At 70.1% G+C, this 25,376-nt stretch carries 24 protein-coding genes; 7 read left to right on the forward strand and 17 right to left on the reverse strand.

Annotated features, from left to right (window positions below):
- Positions 1–8: 8 nt before the first annotated feature.
- The 13 genes from ABT352_RS15225 to ABT352_RS15285 all read right to left on the reverse strand — a co-directional run bounded on the left by ABT352_RS15225 (position 9) and on the right by ABT352_RS15285 (position 12,635).
- A complete protein-coding gene (locus tag ABT352_RS15225) occupies positions 9–1,106 on the reverse strand; it encodes a CaiB/BaiF CoA transferase family protein (protein WP_350945431.1) in 1,098 nt (365 codons plus the stop codon).
- A gap of 44 nt (positions 1,107–1,150) precedes the next feature.
- Positions 1,151–2,278 carry an acyl-CoA dehydrogenase family protein gene (locus ABT352_RS15230; RefSeq protein WP_350945432.1) on the reverse strand — a complete coding sequence of 376 codons (1,128 nt, stop codon included), beginning with the start codon at positions 2,276–2,278 and terminating at the stop codon, positions 1,151–1,153.
- A gap of 49 nt (positions 2,279–2,327) precedes the next feature.
- A complete protein-coding gene (locus ABT352_RS15235; protein ID WP_350945433.1) occupies positions 2,328–3,113 on the reverse strand; it encodes an enoyl-CoA hydratase-related protein in 786 nt (261 codons plus the stop codon).
- Positions 3,110–3,979, reverse strand: a complete 870-nt coding sequence (locus ABT352_RS15240; RefSeq protein WP_350945434.1) for a 3-hydroxyacyl-CoA dehydrogenase family protein — start codon at positions 3,977–3,979, stop codon at positions 3,110–3,112. Before ABT352_RS15240 ends, ABT352_RS15235 begins: the two co-directional genes overlap by 4 nt.
- Positions 3,980–3,991: 12 nt before the next feature.
- Positions 3,992–4,870 (reverse strand): 3-hydroxyacyl-CoA dehydrogenase family protein, encoded by an 879-nt coding sequence (locus ABT352_RS15245; protein ID WP_350945435.1) that lies wholly within the window; start codon positions 4,868–4,870, stop codon positions 3,992–3,994.
- Between the two features lie 97 nt (positions 4,871–4,967).
- Positions 4,968–5,720: an SDR family NAD(P)-dependent oxidoreductase gene (locus ABT352_RS15250; RefSeq protein WP_350945436.1), complete on the reverse strand. Its 753-nt coding sequence runs from the start codon at positions 5,718–5,720 to the stop codon at positions 4,968–4,970.
- Positions 5,717–6,949: an acyl-CoA dehydrogenase family protein gene (locus ABT352_RS15255; RefSeq protein WP_350945437.1), complete on the reverse strand. Its 1,233-nt coding sequence runs from the start codon at positions 6,947–6,949 to the stop codon at positions 5,717–5,719. The genes ABT352_RS15250 and ABT352_RS15255 overlap by 4 nt, the downstream gene beginning before the upstream one ends.
- Positions 6,946–7,758 (reverse strand): enoyl-CoA hydratase/isomerase family protein, encoded by an 813-nt coding sequence (locus tag ABT352_RS15260; protein WP_350945438.1) that lies wholly within the window; start codon positions 7,756–7,758, stop codon positions 6,946–6,948. Before ABT352_RS15260 ends, ABT352_RS15255 begins: the two co-directional genes overlap by 4 nt.
- Complete coding sequence (locus tag ABT352_RS15265) at positions 7,755–9,005, reverse strand: CaiB/BaiF CoA transferase family protein (protein WP_350945439.1); 1,251 nt, start codon at positions 9,003–9,005, stop codon at positions 7,755–7,757. The genes ABT352_RS15260 and ABT352_RS15265 overlap by 4 nt, the downstream gene beginning before the upstream one ends.
- Positions 9,006–9,066: 61 nt before the next feature.
- Complete coding sequence (locus ABT352_RS15270) at positions 9,067–9,492, reverse strand: MaoC family dehydratase (RefSeq protein WP_350945440.1); 426 nt, start codon at positions 9,490–9,492, stop codon at positions 9,067–9,069.
- Positions 9,485–10,147 carry an FAS1-like dehydratase domain-containing protein gene (locus ABT352_RS15275; RefSeq protein WP_350945441.1) on the reverse strand — a complete coding sequence of 221 codons (663 nt, stop codon included), beginning with the start codon at positions 10,145–10,147 and terminating at the stop codon, positions 9,485–9,487. Before ABT352_RS15275 ends, ABT352_RS15270 begins: the two co-directional genes overlap by 8 nt.
- Positions 10,144–11,838: an AMP-binding protein gene (locus ABT352_RS15280; protein WP_350945442.1), complete on the reverse strand. Its 1,695-nt coding sequence runs from the start codon at positions 11,836–11,838 to the stop codon at positions 10,144–10,146. The genes ABT352_RS15275 and ABT352_RS15280 overlap by 4 nt, the downstream gene beginning before the upstream one ends.
- A gap of 35 nt (positions 11,839–11,873) precedes the next feature.
- Complete coding sequence (locus tag ABT352_RS15285) at positions 11,874–12,635, reverse strand: SDR family NAD(P)-dependent oxidoreductase (protein ID WP_350945443.1); 762 nt, start codon at positions 12,633–12,635, stop codon at positions 11,874–11,876.
- Positions 12,636–12,866: 231 nt separating this feature from the next.
- Here ABT352_RS15285 and ABT352_RS15290 point away from each other — a divergent pair, with 231 nt between their 5' ends.
- The 5 genes from ABT352_RS15290 to ABT352_RS15310 all read left to right on the forward strand — a co-directional run bounded on the left by ABT352_RS15290 (position 12,867) and on the right by ABT352_RS15310 (position 17,653).
- Positions 12,867–13,601: a FadR/GntR family transcriptional regulator gene (locus ABT352_RS15290; protein WP_350945444.1), complete on the forward strand. Its 735-nt coding sequence runs from the start codon at positions 12,867–12,869 to the stop codon at positions 13,599–13,601.
- A gap of 282 nt (positions 13,602–13,883) precedes the next feature.
- Complete coding sequence (locus tag ABT352_RS15295; protein WP_350945445.1) at positions 13,884–14,732, forward strand: SDR family NAD(P)-dependent oxidoreductase; 849 nt, start codon at positions 13,884–13,886, stop codon at positions 14,730–14,732.
- 369 nt (positions 14,733–15,101) lie between these two features.
- A complete protein-coding gene (locus ABT352_RS15300; protein WP_350945446.1) occupies positions 15,102–16,445 on the forward strand; it encodes an MFS transporter in 1,344 nt (447 codons plus the stop codon).
- The gene (locus tag ABT352_RS15305; RefSeq protein WP_350945447.1) at positions 16,438–16,767 is read left to right on the forward strand and encodes an EthD domain-containing protein; all 330 of its coding nucleotides are present in this window, start codon (positions 16,438–16,440) and stop codon (positions 16,765–16,767) included. The genes ABT352_RS15300 and ABT352_RS15305 overlap by 8 nt, the downstream gene beginning before the upstream one ends.
- 340 nt (positions 16,768–17,107) lie before the next feature.
- Positions 17,108–17,653 (forward strand): MarR family winged helix-turn-helix transcriptional regulator, encoded by a 546-nt coding sequence (locus ABT352_RS15310; protein WP_350945448.1) that lies wholly within the window; start codon positions 17,108–17,110, stop codon positions 17,651–17,653.
- Positions 17,654–17,783: 130 nt separating this feature from the next.
- Here ABT352_RS15310 and ABT352_RS15315 read toward each other — a convergent pair whose 3' ends face one another.
- Positions 17,784–18,638: an alpha/beta fold hydrolase gene (locus ABT352_RS15315; protein WP_350945449.1), complete on the reverse strand. Its 855-nt coding sequence runs from the start codon at positions 18,636–18,638 to the stop codon at positions 17,784–17,786.
- Positions 18,639–18,831: 193 nt separating this feature from the next.
- Here ABT352_RS15315 and ABT352_RS15320 point away from each other — a divergent pair, with 193 nt between their 5' ends.
- Positions 18,832–19,764, forward strand: coding sequence for a TetR/AcrR family transcriptional regulator C-terminal domain-containing protein (locus tag ABT352_RS15320; RefSeq protein WP_350945450.1), 933 nt, complete (start codon positions 18,832–18,834; stop codon positions 19,762–19,764).
- 61 nt (positions 19,765–19,825) lie between these two features.
- Here the strand turns inward: ABT352_RS15320 and ABT352_RS15325 are convergent, their stop codons facing one another.
- From ABT352_RS15325 to ABT352_RS15335, 3 genes are all read right to left on the reverse strand, one after another.
- Positions 19,826–21,379, reverse strand: a complete 1,554-nt coding sequence (locus tag ABT352_RS15325; RefSeq protein WP_350945451.1) for an amidohydrolase family protein — start codon at positions 21,377–21,379, stop codon at positions 19,826–19,828.
- 283 nt (positions 21,380–21,662) lie between these two features.
- On the reverse strand, positions 21,663–23,996 hold the full coding sequence (locus ABT352_RS15330; RefSeq protein ID WP_350945452.1) for a hypothetical protein: 2,334 nt from the start codon (positions 23,994–23,996) through the stop codon (positions 21,663–21,665).
- 131 nt (positions 23,997–24,127) lie between these two features.
- A complete protein-coding gene (locus tag ABT352_RS15335) occupies positions 24,128–24,304 on the reverse strand; it encodes a hypothetical protein (protein ID WP_350945453.1) in 177 nt (58 codons plus the stop codon).
- 236 nt (positions 24,305–24,540) lie between these two features.
- On the opposite strand from ABT352_RS15335, the gene ABT352_RS15340 reads away from it, so the two are divergent.
- On the forward strand, positions 24,541–25,335 hold the full coding sequence (locus ABT352_RS15340) for a neutral zinc metallopeptidase (protein ID WP_350945454.1): 795 nt from the start codon (positions 24,541–24,543) through the stop codon (positions 25,333–25,335).
- Positions 25,336–25,376 lie beyond the last annotated feature (41 nt).

Raw genomic sequence — 25,376 nt, forward strand, 5'->3', positions numbered from 1 at the left:
GTCGGGCGTCAGGACCAGGGCGACTCTTCGCCCAGATCGGCGAGTGCGGGGTAGGGCACGGTGCCGGGTCCCTGACGTAGCGTCGGCGAGATGGGGCTGGGGAGGGTCGCGAACGAGTCCCGCGTCCCGGGTGCGGACACCCGCTGGGGCGCGTCGACGTCGACGAGGTTCGCCTCGACCGCCTCGTCCCACGTCGCGACGACGACGGTGCACACGTCCTCACCGTCGAGTACGGACCGCCAGTGGTCGGCGGACTCGGAGGCGAACCGTCCGGCCAGCGCGCCGATCACGGCCCGCTCCTGGCCGCGGTCGTCGTGGAAGCTCGGATCGAGCCCCACCAGCTCGACCAGCCGGTCCCAGAACTTCTGCTCCAACGCCGCGCAGGCGACGTGACGGCCGTCCGCGGTCTCGTACACCTGGTAGCGCGGGCTGCCGCCGGTGAGGAGTTCGGCGCCGGGACGAGGCCAGCCCCCGCCCGCCTGGTGGGTGGCGAAGTAGCCGTACGCGAGGACCTGCAGGTTGTGGGTGATCGAGATCTGCAGGTGGACCGGGTCACCGGTGACGTCCCGCTGTCGCAGGGCGAGCAGGATGTTGACGACCGCGGGGTAGGTGCCGCCGGCGATGTCGGCGAGCACGGTCACCGGCAGGCCGGGGGATCCGGTGCCGTCGACGGCCACCCCGAGCAGGGCGGACTCGGCGAGATAGTTCAGGTCGTGGCCCGCGCGGGTGGCCCGTGGGCCCGTCGGGCCGTACCCGCTGATGGAGCAGTAGACGACGTCGGGGTTCACCGCGCGCACGTGCTCGTACCCCAGGCCGAGCCGGTCGGCGACGCCCGGCCGGAACTGCTCGACCACGACGTCGGCCTCGGCGGCGAGTTCGAGCACGCGGTCCCGCTGGGCGGGGTCCTTGAAGTCCGCGGCGTACGCCCGTTTCCCCCGGTTGAGCACCGCGTAGTTCGCACTCGCCTCGCCGAAGCGCGGCTCATAGGTACGCATCTCGTCCCCGCGGCCCGGCCGTTCGAGCTTGACGACGTCGGCGCCCGCGTCGGCCAGCATCAGGGTCGCGAGCGGGCCCGGCAGCAGGGTGGAGAGGTCCAGGACCTTCACTCCGTGCAGGGGGAGCCGAGGCCGCGAGGTCGGTACGGGGGGTGTCATGACGCCTCGGCCTCACGGAGCGGGCCCAGACCGACGAGGGTACGGGCGGTGAGAGCGGTGGCGGCCTGGGTGTCCGTCGCCGCGCGCAGCGAGACCGCGTCGCGCAGGTGGCGTTCGACGGGATACTCGGCCAGGTAGCCGTAGCCGCCGTGGGACTGCAGGGCCGCGGCGGCCACCTCGATCGCGGCGTCGCAGGCGTGGCGCACGGCGGCGAGCGTCCGCACCGAACCCCCGACGCCCCCGACGCCCCCGACGTTCCCGACGCCGCTGTCTCCCCGGTCGCCCTCGCCGTCCTCGTCGCTCTCGTCCGCGGCGAACGCCACCGCCAGCGCCACCGAGGTCCGCATCGCCTGGTCGAGCAGCGACTGCCGCACGGTCGGCAGGTCGGTGAGGGGTCCGCCGAACTGGTGGCGCTCCGCGGCGTAGGCGGCCGCGGCGTCGGCGGCGGCCCCGGCGATTCCCGCGGCGACCGCCGCGGCGCCCTGGCGCAGTCGGGTCCGCGCCGCACTGACGTCGACGTTTCCCATCCGGTGGACCGCGCCCGCGGGAACGGTGTCCTTGAGCCGCACCGATCGTGTCAGGGCGCCGCCCAGCCCGGTCCGCTCCAGCGGCCGGGTGGTCATCGCCTCCGGTCCGACCAGCACCGCGGTGTCGTCGTCGCCGAGCAGCAGCAGGTAGGGGGCCTCGGCGGCCGGATCGATCCGGTCCACGGAACCGCTGAGCGCGTCCGCCGACCAGTCCAGCCGCACCTGCGGCGACGTCGCGTCCACGACGGCGATCGCCACGGCGGCCGTGTGCACGGCGGCGACCAGGTCGGCGAACCGGTCGTCGCCGCCGAGGACGTCGACCGCCGCGTGCGCCTGGGTGGCCGCCCAGCCGAGAGCCGGCCAGGCACGTCCCAGCCGCTCCATCGCCACCGCGGTGGTGAGGCGGCCGGCTCCGCCGCCGCCGTGCCGCTCGTCGGTGCCGATGGTCCAGACGCCCAGTTCGGCGAGCTCGGTCGCGAGCCCACCGACGACGTCCGCGTCGTCGGACAACACCACGTCGTGATCGGCGACGAAGGCGTCCAGCATCGCCACCAGGTCGCGCTGCTCCTCGTCGAGAGCGGGGCCGAACCGGCTCATCGTGGTCCTTTCCGCGTGGAGATCCCTGCCGTGAGGTGCGGAGACGACGTCACGACCAGAAGCTTTCCGGGTCGGGCGCGCGACGCTCGCCGAACGAGTCGCTCAGCTCGTGGGCCTCACGGGTCTGCAGGTAGAAGGAGAGCTGCTGGTCGTGGGCCATCCGCGCCTGGCCGGAAACGCCGTTGTGGCGAGCCGAGAACGCGGCCTTCATACCGGCGATCGCCATCGGACCGCGGGAGGTGAGTGCGCGGGTCACCTCGGCGACCCGCTCGCGCAGCCGGTCGGCGGGCACCACCTCGTTGACCAGCCCCATCGCCAGCGCTTCCTCGGCGGAGTACTTCTGGTTGAGGTACCACATCTCCTTGGCCCGCTTGCGGCCGATGGTGTCCTCCAGATACCAGGATCCGTAACCGGCGTCGAAACTGCCCACCATGGGCCCGACCTGCCGGAAGACCGCGTTCTCTGAGGCGATCGTGAGGTCGCACACCGTGTGGAGCACGTTGCCTCCGCCGACGGCGAACCCGTTCACGGCGGCGACCACGGGCTTGGGGATGGTGTCGAGCGCCTGGTAGACGTCGACGATCGGCAGGACCTGCGACTGGTCCAGGGAGGTGACCGGGTCGTGCTCACCTCCGATGCAGAAGAACTTCTCTCCCGCCCCGGTGAGGACCGCGGCGCGCAGGGCGGGGTCGAGGCGGAAGCGCTGGAGCGCGTCGAACAGCTCCAGGCAGGTCCGGTGGCGGAACTTGTTCCCCGCCTCCGGCCGGTTGATCGTGATCGTGACGACCGGGCCTTCGAGGTCGATGAGGATGTCCTCGTAGTGCGACGGTTTCATCGGGTCCTCTTCTCTCCGGCGCGGAAACCCTTGCCGTTCTTGGTGCCGAGCCGGCCGGCGGCGACCATCTGCCGCAGCAGCGGGGGCGGCGCGTAGCGGTCGTCGGAGGTGGCGGCGTACGCGTTCTCCGTGGCGTGCAGGTGCACGTCGAGGCCGATCATGTCGAGCATCTCCAGCGGGCCCGACCTGTAGCCCAGCCCCAGCTTGAGCGCCAGGTCGATGTCCTCGGCGGTGGCGAGCCCCTCGTCGTACTCCTGGATGACGTCGTTGAGGTACGGAAGGAGCAGCGCGTTGATCAGAAAGCCTGGGCGGTCCTTCACGACGACGGGCTGCTTGCCGTCCAGGCTGTTCACGAGCGCGACGAGCCGGTCGACGAGGCCCTGGTCCGTCTGCAGGGCGCGGACCACCTCGACGGTGCGCATCACCGGCGCCGGGTTGAAGAAGTGCAGCCCGGCGACCCGCGCGGGGTTGGGCAGCAGGGCCGCGAGCTCGGTCACCGACAGCGCCGAGGTGTTGGTCACGATCGGGGTCTCGTCACCGACGGCGAGAGCGGCGGCGGCGAGGGCCTCGCGCTTGACCTCGAGGTTCTCGGTCACCGACTCGACGACGAGGTCCACGCCGGCCAGGTCGCCCGGCGACGTGACGGTGGTGATGCGGGCGAGTGCGGCCCGTTTCTCCTCGCCGCTCACCTTGCCGCGGGCCACGCCACCGTCGAGGAAGGCGCCGATCGCGGCGACGCCCGCCTCGGCCCGTGTCCGGTCGGCCTCCACGGCGACGACGTCGCGGCCGGACATGGCGAACACCTGGGCGATTCCGCCGCCCATGGTTCCCAGGCCGACCACTCCGATTCTGTGGAACTGGTTCATCGTCTGCCTCCTTCAGGATCCGAAGAGCCGGGTGTCGTCGTACTCGTAGAAGCCGCGACCGGTCTTGCGACCGAGGTCGCCGGCCGCGACCATCCGCTCGACCATCGGCGGCGGGAAGAAACGCGGGTCGCGCAGTTGCTCGTACAGCCGCGTCGCGACCTGCTGGTGGATGTCGAGGCCGACGATGTCGAGCAGCCGGAAGGGGCCCATCGGGTGGCCGACGGCACCGAGCACCGCGGCGTCGATGTCCTCCTTGGTGGCCACGCCCGCCTCGAGCGCCCGGATGCACGAGTTCTCCCACGGGATGAGGAACCTGTTCACGATGAACCCGGGGCTGTCCTTGGTGACGACGCTCACCTTGCCGAGGGAGCCGAGGAACTCCTCGGTCGCCCTGTGCGCCCAGCCGGCGGTGTGCCGTCCGTCGGCCACCTCGACGAGTTTCATCAGCGGCGCGGGGTTGCAGTAGTGGGTGCCGACGACCCGTTCCGGCCGGCGTGACCCGGACGCGATGCCGGTGACCGAGAGCGTCGAGGTGTTGGTGTGGAACAGCGTCGAGTCCGACACGATCTCGTCGAGGCGGCCGAACATCTCCTTCTTCACCCGCAGGTCTTCGAAGACCGCCTCGACCACCACGTCGCAGGGCGCCAGGTCGGTGAGGTCGGTGCTGCCCACGAGGGCGTCCTTCGCCCTCCGCGCCGCTCCCTCGTCCATCTTGCCGAGCCGGACGCCCTTGTCGAAGAAGCCGTGCACGGTCTCGATGCCGCGTTTGAGGTTGTTCTCGTCGACGTCGAAGAGGATGGTCCGGTGCCCGGCTCGCGCCATCACGATGGCTATGCCGGAGCCCATGGTGCCGGCGCCGAGCACGGCGACGGTCTTGCTCTCGTTCCTCACGGGGTCTCCTCCTCGCTGTGGCCGGGGTTGTGGCTGCGGCCCGGGCCGGGATCGTGGCCCGGGCTGGGGCCGGGGCCGGGGCCGGGGCCGGGGCCGGTCATCGGACGCTCTGGCCGCCGTCGACGACGATGACCTCTCCGGTCATGAAGTCCGAGGCGCTACCGGCGAGCAGCAGCAGCCACGGCCTGAGCTCGTCGGGCTCGCCGATGCGACGTGCCGGGATGGTTCGTACGACCTTCGCCAGGACGTCGGCGTCCTCGCGCATCCCGGCGTTGAGCGGGGTGGCGAAGTATCCCGGCGCGATCGCGTTGACCTGCACTCCCGAGCGCGCCCACTCGATCGCCATCGAGCGGGTGAACCCGATCACGGCCGCCTTGGAGGCCGAGTAGGCGGCGTGGTCGGCGACGCCCTGGAGCGCGAAGTTGGAGGCGATGTTGATGACCTTGCCCGCTCCCTGGGCCACCATGTGCCGACCGGCCGCCCGGGTGGCGAGGAAGGTGCCGCGCAGGTTGGTCGCGACGACGCGGTCCCACTCGGCGGCCGACTGGTCGAGCAACGGCGTGGAGGCGACGATCCCGGAGTTGTTGACGAGCACGTCGACGCGCCCGAAGGTCTCCACGGTCGCCGCGACCATGCGTTCCACCGCCGCCTCGTCGGTGATGTCGGTCGGGCAGGCGAGCGCCCGGCCTCCGGCGTTCCCGGCCTCCTCGACGAACGTGTCGAGCTCGGCGGCGGTGCGTGCCGCGACCGTCACCGAGGCTCCGGCGTCGACGAGCGCCGCCGCCATCGAGCGGCCGAGCCCGCGACCGGCTCCCGTGACGATCGCGACCTTGCCCTGCAGGTCGCTCATGTCGCTCCCTTCATCGAACGGGTGATCTCGCGGCCGATCAGAATTCGCTGGATCTCGTTCGTGCCGTCGTAGATCTGGGTCACCTTGGCGTCGCGCAGGCAGCGTTCGACGCCCAGGACCGCGAGGTCGCCGTAGGGCCCCAGGATCCGGGTGGCCTCGACCGCCGCGGCGAAGCCCAGGTCGGTGCACGCCTGCTTCATCATCCCGATCTGCCCGGTCGAGATGTCGTCGGCGGCGTCCGCCCGGCGGGCCACCGCGTGCAGGAGCAGCCTGCCCTGCAGGATGCGTCCGCGCAGGTCGGCGAGTGCGAAGACGTGCTCGTCCGGCAGGCGCGTCCCGTGTGTCCTGGTCAGGACGGCGAGTGTGCGCGCGTAGGCGGCTCTGGCCAGCCCGACGCCCTGCGCCGCCGCGCTGATCCGTGACTTCACGACCGAGTTCATGACCACGCGCCAGCCTTCGCCTTCCGCGCCCAGGCGGTGGTCGGCCGGGACGCGCACGTCGTCGAAGAAGAGTTCGGCGGTGCTTGAGCCGTGCATCCCCATCTTGTCGAACGGCCGGCCGGGGCGGACGCCGTCCCAGCCGCCGTCGACGACGAAGGCGCTGACGCCGTCGCGGCCGAGGGTCTTGTCGGTGGTCGCGAAGCAGACGATCACACCGGCCCTGTCACCGGTGGTGATGAAGGTCTTGGAACCGTTGAGCAGGTAGCCGCCGGAGACGGGCCGGGCGGTGGTGCGCAGGCCGGACACGTCGCTGCCGGCGTTCGGCTCGGTGATGCCGAGCGCCCCGTACACCGATCCGTCGAGCAGGCCGGGAACGTGGCGCCGTGCCAGGTCGTCGCTTCCGGCGATCATGATGGGGTACGCCGCGTGGGTCTGCGTCATGAACACCAGGGACGTGGCGGCGCAGCCCGCGGTGATCTCCTCCATCGCGACGGCGTAGGCGACGTTGGTGTCTCCGGTTCCGCCCAGGCTCTCCGGGAAGATCAGACCCATCAGGCCCGCCCGGGCGAGCGCCTGGACGCCGTCGTGCGCGAAGGCGTGGGTGCGGTCGAGGTCGTGGGCTCGCGGCGCCACCTCGCGGGAGACGACGTCCCGGGTGAGGGCGCGCACCTCCAGTTCCCTGTCGCTCAGTGCCGCGTCGGCGACGGGTTCGTCGAGCCGCTCGTGAAGGGCCAGGTACGCCTTCGGGTCGGTGTCGAGGTCGAGTCGTGCCAGTCGTTCCGTGTTCACGCGGACTCCCCGGGGCTGGACGCGGGGTCGGTGAACCGGGGCAGCCGCCGCTCCAGGAAGGCGGTGATCCCCTCGTCGGACTCGGCGCCGGCGACGGCGAGTGCCGCCAGGCCGGTCTCCATCTGGAGTCCGGCGTCGAGCCCGGCGTCCCGGCCGCATTCGAGGGCGGTGAGGATGGAGCGGACCGCGATCGGCCCCTGGGCGGCGATCTTCTCCGCGAGTGCCGACGCGGTGGACATGAGGTCGGCGGGGGCGACGGGAGGGATCGGGGTGAGTCCCAGCTGGTAGGCGCGTTGCGCGTCCAGCCGCGCTCCGGTGAGCATGAGATGCGCGGCCGCGGGGGCGCCGATCGCGCGGGGCAGCCGCTGCGTGCCGCCGTACCCGGGCATCAGCCCGAGCCCGGACTCGGGCAGCCCGAGGGAGGCCCCGGTCGACAGGACCGGGAACGTCGAGGCGAGCACGAGCTCGAAGCCGCCGCCGAGCGCGACGCCGTTGACCGCCGCGATCACGGGTACGGTCGCCCGCTCGATGTCCCGCAGGATCCGCTGTCCGGTGCGGAGCGTCTCGTGGGCGCGGTCCGCGCCCATCCCGGCGAGTTCCTTGAGGTCGGCGCCGGCGCAGAACGCCTTCTCACCGCTTCCCGTGACGACGACGGCGCGGACCGCGGGGTCGGCGTCGGCGTCGAGGACCGCGGCGCGCAGCCGGGACAGGACCTCGGCGTTGAGCGCGTTGTACGCCTCCGGCCTGTTGACGGTCACGATCGTGACCGGGCCGGTCCGCTCGACGAGGACGCTCTCGGACGGGGTCATGACGCGATCTCCGCTGCCTCCAGACCGACGACGCGGGCCGCCGCGAGTTCGTCGATCTGCTCCTGTGTGTATCCCAGATCCAGCAGGGTCGTCCGGGTGTCCGCCCCCAGCACGGGGAACCGCTCGTTACGTGGTTTCTCCTGCGAGGCGAGGCGGAACGGGCTGCGAACGCTGACGAGGTCGTCGTGGCCCCCCGGGACGGGAAGGATCGCGCCGCGCGCCACGACCTGGGGGTCCTTCGTGACCTCGGAGAGGGTCTGCACCAGCGCGGCCGGCACCTCGACGTCGGCGAGCAGCCGGAGCCACTCCGCCGCGGGCCGCGTGGCGAGTCGCCGCGCGACCAGTTCGGTGATCCGTGAGCGGTCGGCACGGCGGCTCGCGTTGTCCGACAGCCCCGGATCGGCACCCAGCTCGGGAAGCTCGATGGCGCCGCAGAACCGCTGCCACATGGAGTCGTTGCCGATCGCGATCACGATGGTCCGGTCGGCGGCCTCGAAGGGCTGGTACATGGCGAGGACCGAATCGGTGCCGCCGCTGGGCGCCGGTTCCGGCTCGCCGGCGAGGAACGCGGCGACCCGCGGCGCCATCAGGGCGAGGTCGGTGTCGAGCAGGGACACGTCGATGGCGTCGCCCTGTCCGGTACGGCACTGACGGACCAGTGCCGCGTTGACGGCGATCGCCGCGGCCATCCCCGTCGCCACGTCGGAGAGCGCGGTCGAGACGCGCTGGGGTGCCCCGCCCTTCTCCCCGGTGACCGACATCAGCCCGGACCGCGCCTGGGCGACGAGATCGTATCCGGGCAGGTCGCTGTCGGGGCCGGTGAGGCCGAACCCGGACATGGCGCAGTACACCAACCGGGGGTTGCGGCGCCGGAGGGTCTCACCGTCGATCCCGATGCGGCTGAGCTTCGCGGGGTTCATGTTCTGCAGGAAGACGTCCGCGGTGTCGAGCAGCCGCAGGAGCACCTCGCGCCCCTCGGGCGCGCTGAGGTTGAGGACGACCGACCGCTTGTTGCGATTGGCGGAGGCGAACCACGCCGAGACCCCGTCGACGAACGGCGGGCCCCAGGACCGGGCGTCGTCCCCGCTGCCGGGGCGCTCAACCTTGATCACTGTCGCGCCGAGGTCGGCGAGGTACATCGCGGCGGTGGGGCCGGCATAGGAGGTGGTCATGTCGACCACGCGCACGCCGTCGAGAGGCCCCGACGGCTCGTCCACAGGCCCACTGCTGGTGTCCAATGAAATCACCTACTAATAATGTTGGACATTTATCGATTGGTCAACACCGTCTGGTTTGTCCTCATAGAGCTCAGGAGGCGTCGGAAGATCCGGCCGACGGCAGGGCCGGCGTCAGGACGGCGACCCCGGACAGGACCGGACGGTCCGACTGGCGGGCCTCGACGCGTACGGACTCCCGGGTGTCACCACGCTCGAACCGCACCCGGATGGGCACTCCCGGCAGCATCGGTGCCTGGAACCGGCACTCGAACGAGGCGAGACGGCCTCCGTGGCCGTCCGCGTGACGCCCGAGGTAGGTGGCCACGTATCCGTAGACGTACATGCCGTGCAGGATCACACCGGGCAGGCCGACGCGGCTCGCCACCGCCTCGTCGAGGTGCACGGCACTGTGGTCCCGAGAGACCCGCGCGTAGTCGCGAGGCACGTCGGCGGCCGGCTCCCACACGAGAGGAGCGGGAACGGGGACCTCACCCACGGGCACGGGAAGCTCACCCATGACGCAGAGCCTGGGTGCTGGTGCCGCGCAGGCACATCCGGCCGTCTTCGGTGAAGGACTCGGTCTCCACATCGAAGAAGACGGCGCGCGCGCCTTCCTTGATACGGCCGATCCAGGCTCGGGTCTCGATCGAGGCGCCCACCGCGATGGGCGCGTGCCACGTCAGGGACTGCGCCGCGTGGACGTTGTGGTCGAACGGCAGGTCGAGGCGGTGATCGTGCAGTACGCCGAGTACGGCGCGCATCGTGAGAGCGACTGCCAGGCCGGGCGGCACCTCCCGAGTGCCGGTGAGGTCTCCCCGGCCGTGGCCACCGGCGTCGGCGCGGTCCCCCCTGCCATGGTCACCGACATCGGCGGGATCCTCCCCGCCGTGGTCACCGGCACCGGTGAGGCCCTCCCCGCCGTGGTCGCCGACATCGGCGGGATCCTCCCCGCCGTGGTCACCGACGTCGGGGCCGTCCGGCGGGGTGCCGCCGGTCACCCCTTCCTTCTCGCGGTCACCGAAAACCGATCGGCCGGCCGGAACGTCGCAGAGGCGGGCGTGGCCGAGCGCGTCGGCGGGCTCGATGATCTCGCGGGTCCGCCACGACTCCTGGCGCTCACGCAGCGCGGCGAGCCGGGCGAGCACCGGAGCGGGGTCCCAGGTCACCGTCATTGGGGCGCCGTCTCCACCAGTGCCAGCCGCTGACGGAGCTCGACCTTGCGGATCTTCCCGCTGGGCGTCTTGGGCAGACTCGGCACCAGCACCAGGCGCTCCGGCAGGAAGTGCCTGGACACGCCGCTGTCGAGCAGGTGCCGGTTGAGCTCGTCCAGGGTCAGATCATCGGTGCGGGAGTGCACCACGGCGCAGGCCCGCTCGCCGAGACGCTCGTCGGGGACACCGACGACGGCCACCTCGACGACGTCGGGGTGGGTGTAGAGCACGCTTTCCACCGCGACCACCGGGATGTTCTCCCCACCGCGGATGACGATGTCCTTGCTGCGCCCTTCGAGGTAGACCAGCTGGTTCTCGTCGATGCGGGCGGTGTCGCCGGTGTCGAACCAGCCCTCCGCGTCGATCTCCTCCCGGGTCCTGTCGGGCAGGCCCTGGTAACCCAGGAAGAGTCCCGCGCTGCGAACCTGCATCCGTCCCGGCGTGTCGGCGGCCACGGGCTCGCCGTCCGTCCCGACGATGCGGACTTCGACGCCGGGCACCGCCCGGCCGTCGCTCGCGAGCTCAGGGTCGGACATACCCGGCCGGCAGGAGATCCCGATCCCGATCTCGGTCATTCCCCACGCGGAGCCCACCCAGCAGCCGAAGGCACTGCGCCCGGCACCGGGAAGCGCACGCGGGACCGGCGATCCCGTCGTGATGACGGCGCGCAGCGCGCAGCGCGGGTCACCGACGAGGTCGGTGGTGAGCAGGTCCTGGAGGAACGTCGGGGCACCGAAGAACACCGTGGCCCCTTCCTCGCGCAGGAAGGTCGCGGCCGTCGCCGGGCTCCACTTCTCCAGGTAGACGGCCGTCCCCCTGAGGTAGGCGGTCATCAGGACTCCCCACAGGAAGCCGCTGTGGTGGCCGACGGGTGAGACCACGGCGTTCACCATCGGGGCGCCGAGGTTCTCCGCACCGAAGTAGGCCAGCCAGTTCCGAAGCACCGCGATCAGGGTCTGGTTGGTGTTCATCACCCCCTTGGGGGCGCCCGTCGTACCGGAGGTGAAACCGATGTGGCACAGGCCGCGGGGGTCCACCGTGGGGAGCACGTCCGGGAGTCGCGCGCCGTCGGCGGCCGGGACGGCCAGATCCCCGAGCGCGATCTCGCCCTCGCCCCTGCCCGAGTCTCCGCGCACGACGACCAGCGGCGCCGCCTCTCCGTACGAGGCTCGCACCACCTCCAGCGGGGTGGCGCTCGCGACCCGTTCCTGCGTCACCACCACCTTCGCGCCGGTCGAGGCGAGGATGTGGCGGACCTCCTTGGTGCCGTAGGCGACCGGGATACCGGTGTAGACGGCGCCGGCGCGGTTGATGGCGAAGATGAGCGCGGCGAACTCGATGCAGTTCGGCAGCATGACCACGACGGAGTCACCCTCGGTGACTCCCCGGGCCCGCAGGCCCACGGCGAGATCGGTGACGTAGGCGTCGAGCTCGGCGTAGGTCATCGCGCGGCGGCTTCCCCCCGGCCCGGCGGAGTCGACCGCCGCGGTCAGCTCGGGGTGTGCGACGGCCGCGTCGGCGAGCAGGGAGGTCAGCGTCTGTGAGGTCCACTGGCCGCCGGTCTCGTAGGTGGTCGCGAGATCCCGGGTCAGCCTGCTGTCCGGGCGGATGCCCGGGTGCTCGCCCGCGGCGGGTGTGTTCTGCGAACTCACGATGCGCTCCTCATTGGTTGGTGTTGCTCGACCGCTCAGCGCGCGGTCTCTCCTCCGTCGACGGTCAGCACGGCTCCGGTGAGAAACGTGCTGTGGGGGTCGCACAGTGGTCCCATCGCGGCGACGACGTCGTCGACCGTCCCGAACCGGCGCGCGGGCACGGCCCTCGTCACACGGGCGCTCTGTTCGGGGTCCGCGCGGATGCTCGCGTTGAGGTCCGTCGCGATGAACCCGGGGGCGATGGCGTTGACCTGGACTCCGTGGCGCGCCCACTCGACCGCCATGCTACGGGTGAACGAGACGACGGCCGCCTTCGACGCGCAGTAGGCGGCGTGCCCGCTCACCCCTTTGAAGGCGTAGTTCGAGGCGACGTTCACGACCCTGCCGGAGCCCTGGGCGGTGAGGAGGACCCCCGCGGCGCGTGTCACCCGCACCGTGCCGAGGACGTTCGTTTTCCACACCGCGTCCCACGGCTCGTCACCGGCGTCCAGGAGAGAACCCGAGGCGAGCACCCCCGCGCAGTTGACCAGGAGATCCAGTCCGCCGAGGCCGTCCACCGCCTCCGTGACGAAGCGCTCGATGGAGTCGTGATCGGAGACGTCGACGACGTGTGGGTGGACGGTGCCCCCCTGGGCGGCGATCTCGTCGGCCACCGCGCTCAGCGCCGCGGAGTCGCGGCCGCCGATCGCGACCGTCGCGCCGGCCGCGGCCAGCGCTCGCGCGATCGCCCGGCCTATCCCCCTGCTGGCACCCGTGACGACGGCTCTTCGTCCGGCCAGATCCGGGAAACCCGACATGCTGTTGCTCCTCATCGCGCGGGGGCGTCTTTGCCGCCCTCTCTCGGGAACGAGTCGACCACGTCCGCGAAGCGGTGCCGAGTAAGCATAATGTCGAACATTCACCACATAGGCAAGTAGTATCCGTTAGGAGCTACGACATACTGCCGCCCTGGGAAGCCAGTAGACTTCTGCTTCGGCGGTTGACTGATGTAGGACACTTGTCAACCCCCCGGAAACGAGAGGCCCACATTGGAGACCTTCGGTGAGCCCCGTGCTCTCGGGCAGGCGGTCGTGCGCCCGCGCCAGCAGGTGGAGGACCGCATCCGTCGGGCGATCCTCGACGGCGAGCTCAAGCGCGGCGAGCGTCTCCCCTCCGAGACCGAGCTCGCACGTCAGTTCGAGGTGAGCAGGACGACGGTGCGCGAGGCGCTGCGCTCGCTGTCGACACAGAACTTCATCGAGAAGGTCCCCGGGGCGGGAGGCGGCAGCTTCGTCCGGGCCGTGGACCACGAGGCACTCAGCGAGATGCTCTCGGAGTCCATGAAGAACCTGCTCAGCCTCGGCAGCATCGGGGCCGACGAGGTGCAGTCGGTGCGCGAATACCTTGAGGTCCCCGCGGTCCGGCTCGCCGCCGGCCACCGCAGCGCGGAGGACCTCGCCCAGATGCACAGGATCATCGAGCGCCAGAAGTCGGTCCGCGTGACGGACCCGTCCGTACCCCAGCTCGACGTCGACTTCCATTCCGCGGTCGCCCGCGCGTCCGGCAACCGGGTGCTGGGCTCCTTCGTCCAGGCCCTGCACGAGCAGACGATGCCCGTACGGTTCCTCGACCTCTCCGAGCAGGTCGGCGCCGAGACCGTGCTCCAGCACCTGCAGATCGTGAAGGCGATCGAGGCGGGCGACGAGGACGCGGCCCAGAACGCCATGGTGACGCACCTTCGCTACCTGCAGGCTCACCGCGTGGCCGCGGCGGAGCACGGCTGACCCGGCACCTCCGGATCAGGCCCGTACGAACGCCTTTCACCCCCGCGCGACCCTGACTCCGGGTCCGCGCGGGGCGCCTCCTTGACCGGGCGCCCCTGACTCCGGCCCGCCCGGAGCATCTCCGACCCGCCGCCTCCGATCCCTGGCCACGTACGGCGATTCGGCACACCCCGACTCCGGCCCGCGCGGCCGAAAACGCGTCGATTTCTCCCCCCTTGCCGCATTCCGAACTGTCCGACAATAATCGGCTAGTCCTTAAATAGCCGATGCAGGGAGTACGTGATGGGTTTCGAGGGGCAGGTAGTGGTCGTGACCGGTGCGGCGGGAGGTCTGGGACGCTCGATCGCGGGCGAGTTCCTCGAAGCCGGCGCGAGTGTGGTGCTCACTGATCGGGACGCCGACCGCCTGGAAGAGGTCGCCCTGCGGCTCGGCCTGCCCGACCGCGTCATGGCCCACGCCGGGGATCTGACCGACGAGCAGGACGTCGTCGGCCTCGCGGAGGCGACGGCCGGCAGGTTCGGGACCTGCCACGTGCTGGTGAACAACGCCGGCATCCTCGGCACTCCCGGGCCGTTGGCGTCGCTCTCCACGGCGGCGTGGAACGAGACGATCGCGGTGAATCTGACGGCCGCGATGCTCTGCACTCGCGAGCTGGGCCGCCTCATGATCGACAACGGCCGCGGCGCCGTCGTGAACATCGCCTCGGTGGGCGCCCACTCGCCGAACACCTCCCCCACCTACGGCGTCTCCAAGGCGGGCCTGGTCGCACTGACGCGACACACCGCCGTGGAGTGGGGCCCGCTGGGAGTGCGGGCGAACGCGGTGAGCCCCGGGTTCGTGCGCACGGAGATGTCGGCGGCCCACTACGCCGACCCCGATCTGCTCGCGTTGCGCACCCAGCTCACCCCGGTGCGCCGCATCGGCGGCGCGTCCGACATCGCGAGCGTGGTCGCCTACCTGGCGAGCGACGCCGCCGCGTTCGTCAACGGCCAGGAACTGGTGGTCGACGGGGGGTTCCTGTCCGCCCCGCTGATGCATGTGCAGCGTCACGCGGATCAGTACGGCGGCCATTCGGCCCCCCAGCCCGCGCTCTTCGCGGATCGCCTGCGCTCCACGGAGACTCGGCGATAGCGCGACAGCACCATCACGTCATGATCGAACGTTACGAATCCATCACATCTCGTAACGAACATCAACCGGAAACCGTGCGGTAAAGTCCCATGACCTGGGGCTTTCACGCAGAGCCTCCGACCGGACACCCAGAGCACCCCCGGATCGACGACCGGGCAGGGCGAGGCGCCACCGCACACCCCCCGCACAGTGCGGCCACCCCCTCACGCAGGGGGCAGGAGACCGCGATTCACCGCCGGAAAACCCGGCCGGCCCCCTCACCGCAGCCGAAGCGAGCCGGTGAGCACGACAAATAAGACTGTTGCCTTCATCACGGCCCACCGGTATCGTCCGTCCATCAGGTCGAATGTCGAACATTAGGAATCCGGTATGACACAAGACGCTGTCGCCGCCACCAACAAGGGCGCCCCCCAAGCCAGCAAGAACTCCATCCGCAAAGTCACCACCGCCTCCATGGTCGGCACCGTGATCGAGTGGTTCGACTTCAATCTTTTCGGCGCCATGGCCGCGCTGGTTCTCGGGCCGCTCTTCTTCCCCTCGGACAACCCGCTCACCAGCACGCTGCTCTCCCTGGCGACGTTCGGCGTCGCGTTCGTCGCGCGGCCCTTCGGCGGCATCGTGTTCGGCCACTTCGGCGACAAGTACGGCCGCAAGAAGATGCTGGTCCTCGCGCTGCTCATGATGGGTATCGGCACGTTCGCCATCGGCCTGCTCCCCACCTACGCCTCGATCGGGATCGCGGCCCCGATCCTCCTCGTCACGCTCCGCCTGATCCAGGGTCTGGCGCTGGGCGGCGAGTACGGCGGTGCGGTGCTGATGGTGGTCGAGCACGAAGGGGCGGCCAAGCGTCGCGGCTTCTTCGGAGCCTGGATGGGCAGCGCCTCACCGATCGGATACATCCTCGCCGCGGGACTGATCGCCCTCACCTCGGCGTTCATGCCGGAGGACGCCTTCAACTCGTGGGGCTGGCGTATCCCGTTCCTGCTGAGCGCCATCATGGTCATCGTCGGCCTGTACATCCGCCTGTCCCTGGAGGAGTCGCAGGCGTTCAAGGAGGTCGTCGAGCAGTCGAAGACCACGGAGGTCGTCAAGATCCCCCTCATGGAGATGTTCAAGCGCTACCCGCGCAGCGTCCTCTCCTCCATCGGCGCCTCGCTCGGCATCCACGCCGGCTACTACCTGTCCATCATCTTCGCCCTGTCGTACGCCCGTAACGAGGTGGGCTTCAGTGCGACGGCCGGCCTGGTGATGGTCCTGATCGCGTCCGTCTTCTACTTCAGCGCGATCATGATTTCCGGCCACATCTCGGACAAGGTCGGCCGCAAGCCTCCGATGCTCATCGGCGTCATCGGCTTCGCCGTCTGGGTGTTCGCGCTGTTCCCCCTGATCGCCACCGGCAACCCCCTGTTCGCGGGCATCGGCTTCTCGGTCGGCCTGATCTTCCTCGGGTTGCTCTACGGCCCGATGAGCACCTGGCTCGCCGAACTGTTCGGAACGCAGGTCCGCTACACCGGCATCTCGTTCGGCTACACCATCGCGGCCGTCATCGGTGGAGGCATCACGCCGGCGCTCGCCGTCGCGCTGATGGACAGCTACGACAGCACGATCCCGATCTCGTTGTTCGCCGCGGGCATCTCGATCATCGCGTTCCTCACGATCCTGTTCACGCGTCGTGGGCTGTCCCACGAGGAGGAGGACCTGAGCAATGTCTGAGATCGGCACCGCGAAGCCGGGAGTGTTCCTGGTGCGCGCCGAGGTCCGCGACGACCTGCGTGACGACTTCGACCACTGGTACGAGACCGACCACCTCCCGCTGGTGATCAGGACGCTCGGGGCCAGGTCGGGGCGACGCTGCTGGAGCGTGACCAGTCCCGGGGTCCACTTCGCCGAGTACGAGTTCGACGACCTCGACGACCTGGTACGGATGGTCGGGTCCCCGACGCTCCAGCCGCTGCTCGACGACTTCGACGCCCGGTGGCCGGAAGGGGTAGTGCGCACGCGGGAGATCCTCGAACCGGCGGGCGCGAAGCGGTGAATCACCCCGGATGAACGCCTCCGGCTGCCCGTCAGCCGAGGAAGGCGGACCGAATCGGAGGCCCGGGGCGGCGAAGACCGCCCCGGGCCTCCGCTTTCCCGCGCCCGGCCGGATCCTGCGCACGGAGAACCCGGTACGGTTCCGTCAGCGGCACCGGCAGCCACTTCGCGCGGGTCAGGGGATGCGGATGGTCCTACCCCCCGGCCGTCCCGCGAGGACAGGTTACGAACCGAGGTCGAAACACAGGAAGAACGGCAACTTGCTTCGAATTCAAAGCGATACATTCATGAGTGTGACGATCGTCACACTGCTTCGAATTCGCGACATGTAGCGTGAGGGCATGAACGACAGCCAGCCGGAAGCCGGTACGGGAACCGAGGACGTCCAGCCGCTCGATCCCGCCCAGCTGGGCGCCTACTTCGTGCTCACGGAGGCTGTCAGCCTGCTTCAGCACCAGGTCGAGCAGCAGCTACGCGCCGAAGGCGGCATCAGCTACGTTCAGTTCCAGGTGCTGGCCCGCCTCGCCCATCACGACGGCCCGCTGACCATGACCGAGCTCGCCGACGGCGTCGTCTACAGCCGCAGCGGCCTGACCTACCAGGCCGGGCTGCTGGAGAAGGCCGGCCTCATCACCCGCGGCCCCAGCCCCGACGACGAACGCGCCACCCTGGTCGCCATCACCGGCGACGGCCGGGCTCTCGTCGAACGCGTCCTGCCCGGCCACATCCAGATCGTCCGCCGGCTCTTCGACCCGCTGGCGAACGACGACCTGCACCACCTCGGCGACATCATGAACCGCGTCCGAGACCACCTGCGCACCCAGCCGCCCCGCTCCGCCGCCTCACGCAGGGGCCGCACGCCTCCCTCGGCCACCGCCGCGCCATAGCCCCCGGCCAGGCGGCGTTCTTCCCGTCGCAGGCGTGCGTTCTCTCCCTGGACGACGTTCTCTCCACGGGCGATGTTCTCTTCGCAGACGGCGACGCGGGCGATGGGCCCGGCTCCCCCGAAGCCACGGGTCACCCCTCGGCCTGGACACCGGGCCGGACGTACGCGGCGAAGAACCGCAGGACGGCATCCGCGATCTCGCCGGGCTTCTTCTCCGGCGCGAAGTGGTCGAGCGTACCGAACGTCGCGGTCTCGGAGCGCGGAATCGTCTCGGCCAACCGGGCGAGGGCGACGCTCTGCCGAGCGGTGTCACGCCCCTTGCCTCGCATGATCAGAGCGGTCGCGGAGATCTCACGATAGTCGGCCAACCGGCCGTCGAGCCGCCCCACCTCGGTGTGCTCGTTGATCGCCTGGGGCATGAGCGCGAGTTTCTGCCGCTTCTCCGCGCGGGGAATCGCGTACCGCAGGATGATCCGGAAAAGCCGGCGTGGAAGGTGTCCGGTCTGATCGGGGTTGGCCCCGTGAGCGAAGGTGACGAACGCCTCGAAGTTCGCGCCTTTGGAGATCTCATCGCGTGCTCGCTCGATCCAGTCGACCGGGACCGACCCGTCGACCGACACCCCGGGCTCGTAGACGGCGACCGCGTCGAACGCCGAGGTCTCGCACGCGGCGCGCAGGGCCACCAGTCCGCCGAAGCTGTGCCCGAAGATCAGCCGCGCGCCGGTTCGTGCGCGTACCGCCTCGACGTCCTCGCACTCCCGCGCGATGCCGTACCGATCGCCCTGCGGGCCGCTGCCGCCACGGCCACGCCGCTGCACGATGTGCACGGTGTGCCGGGCCGCCAGGAGTCCGGCGAACGCGGCGAGGTCGGACGCCACCGCGAGCGCTCCGGGGACCACGATGACATCGGGCCCGCACCCCACACTGAGGTATTCGACGGGCGTGCCGTCCGCCGATGTCACCGACCGAGTGTCCAGACCAGACATGGTGTTCTCCGTTTCTCTCGTCTTCTCTCGTCGCCCGGACCCACCCCCGAGCGGTGCTTACAATGTACGCAGCGACGAAGAAGCCCCACCACCTCGCACCGCTGCGAGCTAGTGCACTTCGCATGTCATCGCAGAACAGCGGGGTAGTGCGGGGGTCCGTCGGCTCACGACCGCACTAGTGCACTGGAGAGTCATGACAGACCGACCGCTCTATCTGCGCATCGCCGACGAGATCGCCGGCGACATCCGGAGCGGGCGACTGGCGGAAGGCCGGCCGGTGCCGTCCACCCGGCAGATCGTCCGGGACCGCGGGGTCGCGATGGCCACCGCCACCAAGGTCCTCGGTGCCCTGCGCGAGGCGGGCCTGGTCGAGGCGGTCCCGGGCCGCGGGACCGTCGTCCGGCGGCGAGACGAGCCTGCGACCGGGAGGACCGGCCCGTCCACCGGCGAGCGGACACGGCGTCCCGGGCTGACCCGGCGCGAGATCGTCGAGGCCGCCGTACGGATCGCCGACACCGACGGGCTGCCGCTCGTCACGATGCGACGGGTGGCCGTCGCCCTGGACGTCTCCACGATGGCGCTCTACCGCCACGTCCCGAACAGGAACGACCTGACGCTGCGGATGGCCGACCGCGTGTTCGCCGGTGCCAGGCTGCCCGAGATCCCGATGACGGCCTGGCGACGACGCCTCGAAGCGGCCGCGCACCTGTTCTGGACCGTCTTCGGCCGTCACCCGTGGGCCGCCGAGGTGTTCTCGCTGAGCCGCCCGCAACTCATGCCCAACGTGCTGCCGATCGCCGAGTGGTCGCTCAGCACACTGCGCGCGATGGGGTTCGGCGCGCACGACATGCTGTGCACGCACATCAACCTGTTCGGGCACGTACGCGGCATGGCGCTCGTCCGTCTCGCGGAGGCGCAGGCGGAAGAGGACACCGGGATGTCGGCGGACGACTGGATGAACTTCCAGGACGGCCCGCGCCGGTGGGCCTCCACCGGCAATCCCGGACTCGGCTACGCCGCGCGGGAACCGTTCGACTTCAACCTGGACGCGGTCTTCGAGTACGGGCTGCAACGCCTCCTCGACGGCATCGACGCCCGCCGCCGCGAGCTCGGACGGGCGACCTGACGCGCGGTCCGGGACGGTGGAGAACGTTCGGTGACGAGACGCGGGTGAAGCACCGGGATGTTCAGTGATGCAGCGCGGGTGAAGCGCTGGGATGACAGGCGCAGCCGGCCACCCGTGCCGCGGCCGGGACGGCCTCCCGAGCGGCCGTGATCACATCGTCCAGCATGCGCTGCCGCTGTGCGCGATCGATCAACCGGCCTCGAACGAACACCGCGCCGATGCGCGTCGTGTTGCGGATGTCGCGCAGCGGGTCGGCGTCCAGCAACACCAGGTCCGCCACCTTTCCGCGCTCGACGGTCCCGTGGTCACGCAGCCCGAGCTGCCTCGCCGGTTCCAGGGTCGCCGCCCGCAGGATGCTCATGCCGCTGAGCCCTGCCTGGGACAGCAGCTCCAGCTCGTCGTGCAAGCCGAAGCCGGGCATCACATACGAGGTGCCCGTATCGGTGCCCGCCAGCAGCGGCACCCCGGCGCGATCGAGTTCGGCGACCAGCCGCAGCCGGCGTTCGAAAAGCTCCCTGCGTGACGCGGCCTGCTCCGCAGGACGGTCTTTCAGATACACCTCCCGCATGGTCATCTCCCACAACTGCCGTATCCGAGCGGGGAAATAGCGGTGACGCGGGTCATCGGTGCGCACACTCGACGGTGTGTCGACGACCCGGTGGTTGGTCAGCGTCGGCGTCAACCGGGTCTGGTTGCGCGCCAGGCGGTCGAAGACGCGGGCGGCCTTGCGCCGATCGTAGCTGCGCGCGGCGGCGTACTCCACGGGGTGCATGCGGTTGTACCAGCCGGCATATTCTCCCGGGCCGATCGGCACCGCGGCGATCGCCTGACGTAACTTTCGCTCCTGGTCAGAGGTGTTGTACCAGACCGCCGACAGATGTTCGATCGTCCGCAGCCCGGCATCGCTCGCCTCGGTGAAGCGGACGAAATCCGGCACATGGCCGAGGATGGGAATCCGCTGTCTGCGCGCCTCGTCGGCCAGGGCGAGAAAGGACGCCCGGCTGAGCCGCGTGTAGGTCTTGATGAAGTCGGCGCCCGCCGCCTTCTCCCGCCGTACCGCGGCACGGGCCTGCTCCGGACCGGCCACGCTGACGAAGGGCGGCCCGATCCCCTCCCACAGCGACGGCGCACCGTCGATCATGCGGCTGCCGATCACGTACCGGGGACCCAGACGGGTACCGGCCTCCACCTCACGCCGCCAGGCACTGATCGCCGGGTTCGCGCTCATCTCCCGCACGGTGGTGACCCCGTTGGCGAGGTAGAGCGGCGGATAAGTGCGCTCCAGTTCCGTCGAGTGCACGTGCATGTCCACGAGCCCGGGGATGAGGAATTTGCCGGTGCCGTCCACCACGGTCGCCCCCGCGGGAACGGGCACCGACCGGACCGGGCCCACCGCGACGATGCGCTCGCCCCGCACCAGCACCGTCATGTCACGAGCCGCCGGTCGTCCCGTCGCGTCGATGACCGTCACCCGCACGACGGCGGTGACCTTGCCCGCCGCGCCCCCGACCGCCCTGGTGCTCGCCTGCGCGGTCCGGCCGCCCCCTACCAGCGCCCCGACCGCGGTCGCAGCCGCCCCAGCGATCACACTTCGCCGGGAAACATCCTTCTTCATCGTGCGACTCCTTGCCCCCGTTGGTTTTCACCAGCTTTCTGGAGTCGCGCCGTGTTCACGATGAAGGGGGCAGGTCATCACAGGTAAGGCGGGCCCTACCGTGCCCGCTCCGCGGCCTGCCGTAGCGACCGGAATCCCGGTGTACCCCCGGCCGGTTCCCCGTCCGACGGATGACCATCCGCCTGCACCGCGCCGTACCGCACCCGACCGGCGGGCGAAGGCCCTGGACGCCGACGGTGACAAGAACGCCACAGCCTTGGACGCCGCGCGACGGGAAGCGTGCTCACCGGATGGGACGCTTCCGGTACGTGACCCGTTTGTCCCCCTCGCCGGGGAACGCCATGATCAGCAGACGCTGGCCGTTCTCGTGCACACCCTTCCAGTCGAACCAGTCGTAGTGCACGCGGATCCGGTAGTGCCCCGCGCGGCCGTTGAGTGACAGGTCGGGAAACTCGGTGCCGCTCAGATCGTCCCTGAGCACGATCTCTCCGGTGGGGCTTTCGTAACCGACCTCGACGACGTGGTCCCAGCCCTTCGTCTCCACCGGCGGGCGGCGGGTGTAGGTCTCCAGCGTGACGCAGAGGTCGAAGTCGGAGTGCGTGAGGATCATCAGGTGGCCGGGGATCGCGGCCACCAGGCCGGCGTCCTGAGCTCGCTGCAGCAGGCCGTCGTCGTACGGGTCCCCGCCGTCCTCGGTCGGCTCGTACGTCTCCACGACCCCGTAGTCCGTCCACTGCGGTTCCTTCATGCGGATCACCTTGGCCGGTTTGACGAGCGGGCGGTGGCGAGGAGTCGCGTCGCACATGCGCTGCGCGTCGTCCTCCCACTCCTGCTCCTCCCGCCTCTCTTCGGCGGCCGCGGCCTTGACCACGGTGCCCGCGCTGGGGCAGATCTCCGCGAGCGGGTAGGTCAGGTCATCGCGCTTCAGCCCCTCCGTCGTCTGAAGGCGCGCGACCTCCCGGGGATCGTTGCGGGTGTAGATGCCGCACAGCCAGCGTGCGTAGTCGAGGAGCACGGCGTCGGGCGCGGTGGCGGCGAACTTCACCAGGTTTCCCTGCCGGAAGGAGCACACGAATCGCTGGTCCCGGGTGAGGTCGGGTGGCTCGGGCTCGCCCGTCCACGTCTCGCGTGGCCCGCAGTCCTCGGCCGCGGTGACCGTGCCGCGGGCCTGGTCCGCGACGGGTGCGAACCCGAGCGCGACGAGCGTGGCGAGCACGGCCGGCAGCACGCGACGGCGTACGCGCGGGCCGGGCGCGGCCGGATAGAGAAGCACCAGGAGCAGGGCGGAGGCGAGCAAGGCCACGCTGTACCACAGCGGTGAGATGCCGAAGAAGATCTCACCGTCCTTCCCCGGGGTGAACATCTCCTCCGGGTAGATCTGTGCGCCTTCGTAGAAGAAGTCGCCGGACTCCCCTGACCTCGGCGTCGCCGTGAGCGCGCTGACGAGGCCCACGGCCGCGGCGACGGTCAACGCCCGCGTCGTGAATCGCACGAGAGGGCGGGTCCTGCGCAGGACGGCGACCAGGATCAGCAGTGCGGGACCGCCGACACCGACGAAGACGTCCAGGGCGAGCCATGTCAGGGCATGCCAGCTGCCGCCGTACCCGCGGACGAACTCCTCGATCGCGCCCCTGGGGCCGATCGAGTGGTACATGCCGTACGCGAGGTTGACGGCGGCGGGGATCAGCGGGAGCGCGACCGCCGTGGCGGCCAGCGGCCACCACCTGGCCGCCGACCGCGCAGGCGCCTGCCGGGGAACCGACCCCGGAAGAGGGTTCGCCAACTCATGAGCGGTCCTGGCGTTCCACACCAGCCCGAAGACGCCGGCGGCGCCGAGGAGCGTATAGACCGTGATCATGTCGGGAAACCCGATGCCGCCGTAGGAGACGAACCCGTTGGGCTGGAGAACGGACACCACCTGCGCGATGACGCCTATCCGGACGGTCGCCGCGCTCCACCGGGTGTCCCTGGCCTGTGCGATCAGAATCGACACGCACCATGCCAGCCAGACGTACCTGCTCCCCCCGGCGAGGCCGAGGGCCTGCGCGGCGGAGCTCATATCGAAGGCGCCCGCGATCTCCTGACCGATGCCGCTCACGCAGGAAATGCCCCCGACGACGAGTGAGAACAGCCGCAGCCCGCGGGAGACGATGTCACGGAGCACCAGGAAGAACAGCCAGACGACGGCCAGCTGCACGAAACCGGAGACGATCCCCGTCACCGACCAGAGCCAGTAAATCTCCAGTGCCGAGACCAGCGGGGTACTGACGATGGTGAGCAGGCCGAAGCCGACGCCGAGGTACAGGGCGAGCCGCAGCAGGCCGACCTTCCTGCCCCGGTGTGTCAGCTCGCCACGGGCGCGCCCGCGCAGCACCTGCCACAGAGCCCACGCCTGGAGCGCCCCGATGAGGATCAGGACGAGCGCCAGCCCCCACGGAACAATGACCGTCTCTCTGTCGGGGCCGAAGAACCAGCCCATGTCGAACTCGCGGGTGACGACCTTCCAAAGGAGGTCACCTCGGTCGGTGGTGAACGCGAAGGCGCCCAGTACGGCGACCGAGACGAGGTAACCGAGCGCGATCAGGGCGGCGATTCTGCCGAAACGGTAGCGACGCATGGCCATCTCTTGGGGACGGAGCGGTCAAAGCGCCCAACCATAGCGAGTCACCAGGAAGTTGATCAAGGCATCGCGGATTTCGATGCTTTTTCGATCGCTTTCCGAATATCGCCTGACGGTTTTTCTGTCCTTCAGGTGGAACGCCTCGGCCGTGAGCGTGTCCAAGCCCGCTGGATGACCCGGTAGTCGATCAGGGGGATGTCGTACCGGCGCAGAAGATCGAGGGCGACCGCCGAGGTGAGGAATTCGTCGTCGGTTCGTCGTACGGGCCGGCCGCTGTCGATCGCGCGGGCCTGTCGGGTACCCACACTCGGGTGCACCGCCCATTCACCGAGCCCGGTCGGCAGATCACGTAACAGGCGGGAGTGGTGGGCCGTTTTGTCGTCGCCGAAACGGAACGGCGCGGGATGCGTCCGACGAGTGTCCGCGGCATTTCCATTCCCCTCCACGGTGAAGAGATATTTCACGGGTACCCGTAGGCGTTTCCCTTTCCTGTGACTGACGGTCCCTGGCGTCCACCGTTCCTCCTGTACAGTTCCGCTTCATGCGTACCCCCCATATCGCCCTGTCGGCCGGGGTTCTGGTCGGCCTGTTGCTTACCGGCACCGCCCACGCCGAAGCCGGTGCCGGCGCACCGGTTCCCACCGGCACCAAGGCGTTGACCCATAATCCGTTGTATCGCAGCGGCAAACTGACGCTGCCCTGTGCGCGGCACCCCGAAGACTCCGGCAGTGTCGCCGCCGCGAAAAAACACCTGACGGCGATACTGGGCTGCTTGAACGCCTCATGGTCCAAGCAGTTGAAGAAGACAGGCATGCCATTCAGGAAACCGACGATCCAGTTCATGACCAAGCCCGGCCGCGCATGCGGATCGGCATGGGGCAAATACCACACCGGCCGCTACTGCACCAGCCGGCAGCGGATGGTCATCATGATCAGCGACTATGCCGTCAAAACACCGGACCACCCGTCGATGCTGCACTTGATGGCACACGAATACGCCCACCACGTGCAGAACCTCACCGGCATATTGAACGCCCACGCCCACCTGCCGGCCCGTACCAAGGCGCAGGCGCTGACGCAGAGCCGCCGCCTGGAGTTGCAGGCCGACTGCCTGGGAGCGGCGTTCGTGGCCAGTGTCTGGTCATCACAGAACTACCGGGACGAGGACTGGGAGGGGGTCGTGGACCACTACCGGGACAGCGGCGATGAGAAGGTCAACAAGGAACGCAGTCACGGCACGGGCAAGAACCGGGCCGCCTGGCTGCAGCGGGGCTTCGCCGGCGCCTCCCCGGCCGCGTGCAACACCTGGACCGCACCGGCGTCCCGCGTCGCCTGACACGGAGGAGAATGCGCCCTCGCGGCGCGCGCCCCAGCGAT

The organism is Streptosporangium sp. NPDC000563, from assembly GCF_040299985.1.
Classification (GTDB): domain Bacteria; phylum Actinomycetota; class Actinomycetes; order Streptosporangiales; family Streptosporangiaceae; genus Streptosporangium.

Coding starts and splice junctions, on each gene's coding strand:
- ABT352_RS15230 (WP_350945432.1), bottom strand. CDS start 2,278: ATGAGCCGGTTCGGCCCCGCTCTCGACGAGGAGCAGCGCGACCTGGTG.
- ABT352_RS15320 (WP_350945450.1), top strand. CDS start 18,832: ATGACAGACCGACCGCTCTATCTGCGCATCGCCGACGAGATCGCCGGC.
- ABT352_RS15310 (WP_350945448.1), top strand. CDS start 17,108: ATGAACGACAGCCAGCCGGAAGCCGGTACGGGAACCGAGGACGTCCAG.
- ABT352_RS15275 (WP_350945441.1), bottom strand. CDS start 10,147: ATGACGGTGACCTGGGACCCCGCTCCGGTGCTCGCCCGGCTCGCCGCG.
- ABT352_RS15330 (WP_350945452.1), bottom strand. CDS start 23,996: ATGCGTCGCTACCGTTTCGGCAGAATCGCCGCCCTGATCGCGCTCGGT.
- ABT352_RS15300 (WP_350945446.1), top strand. CDS start 15,102: ATGACACAAGACGCTGTCGCCGCCACCAACAAGGGCGCCCCCCAAGCC.
- ABT352_RS15240 (WP_350945434.1), bottom strand. CDS start 3,979: ATGAACCAGTTCCACAGAATCGGAGTGGTCGGCCTGGGAACCATGGGC.
- ABT352_RS15305 (WP_350945447.1), top strand. CDS start 16,438: ATGTCTGAGATCGGCACCGCGAAGCCGGGAGTGTTCCTGGTGCGCGCC.
- ABT352_RS15285 (WP_350945443.1), bottom strand. CDS start 12,635: ATGTCGGGTTTCCCGGATCTGGCCGGACGAAGAGCCGTCGTCACGGGT.
- ABT352_RS15325 (WP_350945451.1), bottom strand. CDS start 21,379: ATGAAGAAGGATGTTTCCCGGCGAAGTGTGATCGCTGGGGCGGCTGCG.
- ABT352_RS15260 (WP_350945438.1), bottom strand. CDS start 7,758: ATGACCCCGTCCGAGAGCGTCCTCGTCGAGCGGACCGGCCCGGTCACG.
- ABT352_RS15340 (WP_350945454.1), top strand. CDS start 24,541: ATGCGTACCCCCCATATCGCCCTGTCGGCCGGGGTTCTGGTCGGCCTG.
- ABT352_RS15295 (WP_350945445.1), top strand. CDS start 13,884: ATGGGTTTCGAGGGGCAGGTAGTGGTCGTGACCGGTGCGGCGGGAGGT.
- ABT352_RS15315 (WP_350945449.1), bottom strand. CDS start 18,638: ATGTCTGGTCTGGACACTCGGTCGGTGACATCGGCGGACGGCACGCCC.
- ABT352_RS15270 (WP_350945440.1), bottom strand. CDS start 9,492: ATGGGTGAGCTTCCCGTGCCCGTGGGTGAGGTCCCCGTTCCCGCTCCT.
- ABT352_RS15250 (WP_350945436.1), bottom strand. CDS start 5,720: ATGAGCGACCTGCAGGGCAAGGTCGCGATCGTCACGGGAGCCGGTCGC.
- ABT352_RS15235 (WP_350945433.1), bottom strand. CDS start 3,113: ATGAAACCGTCGCACTACGAGGACATCCTCATCGACCTCGAAGGCCCG.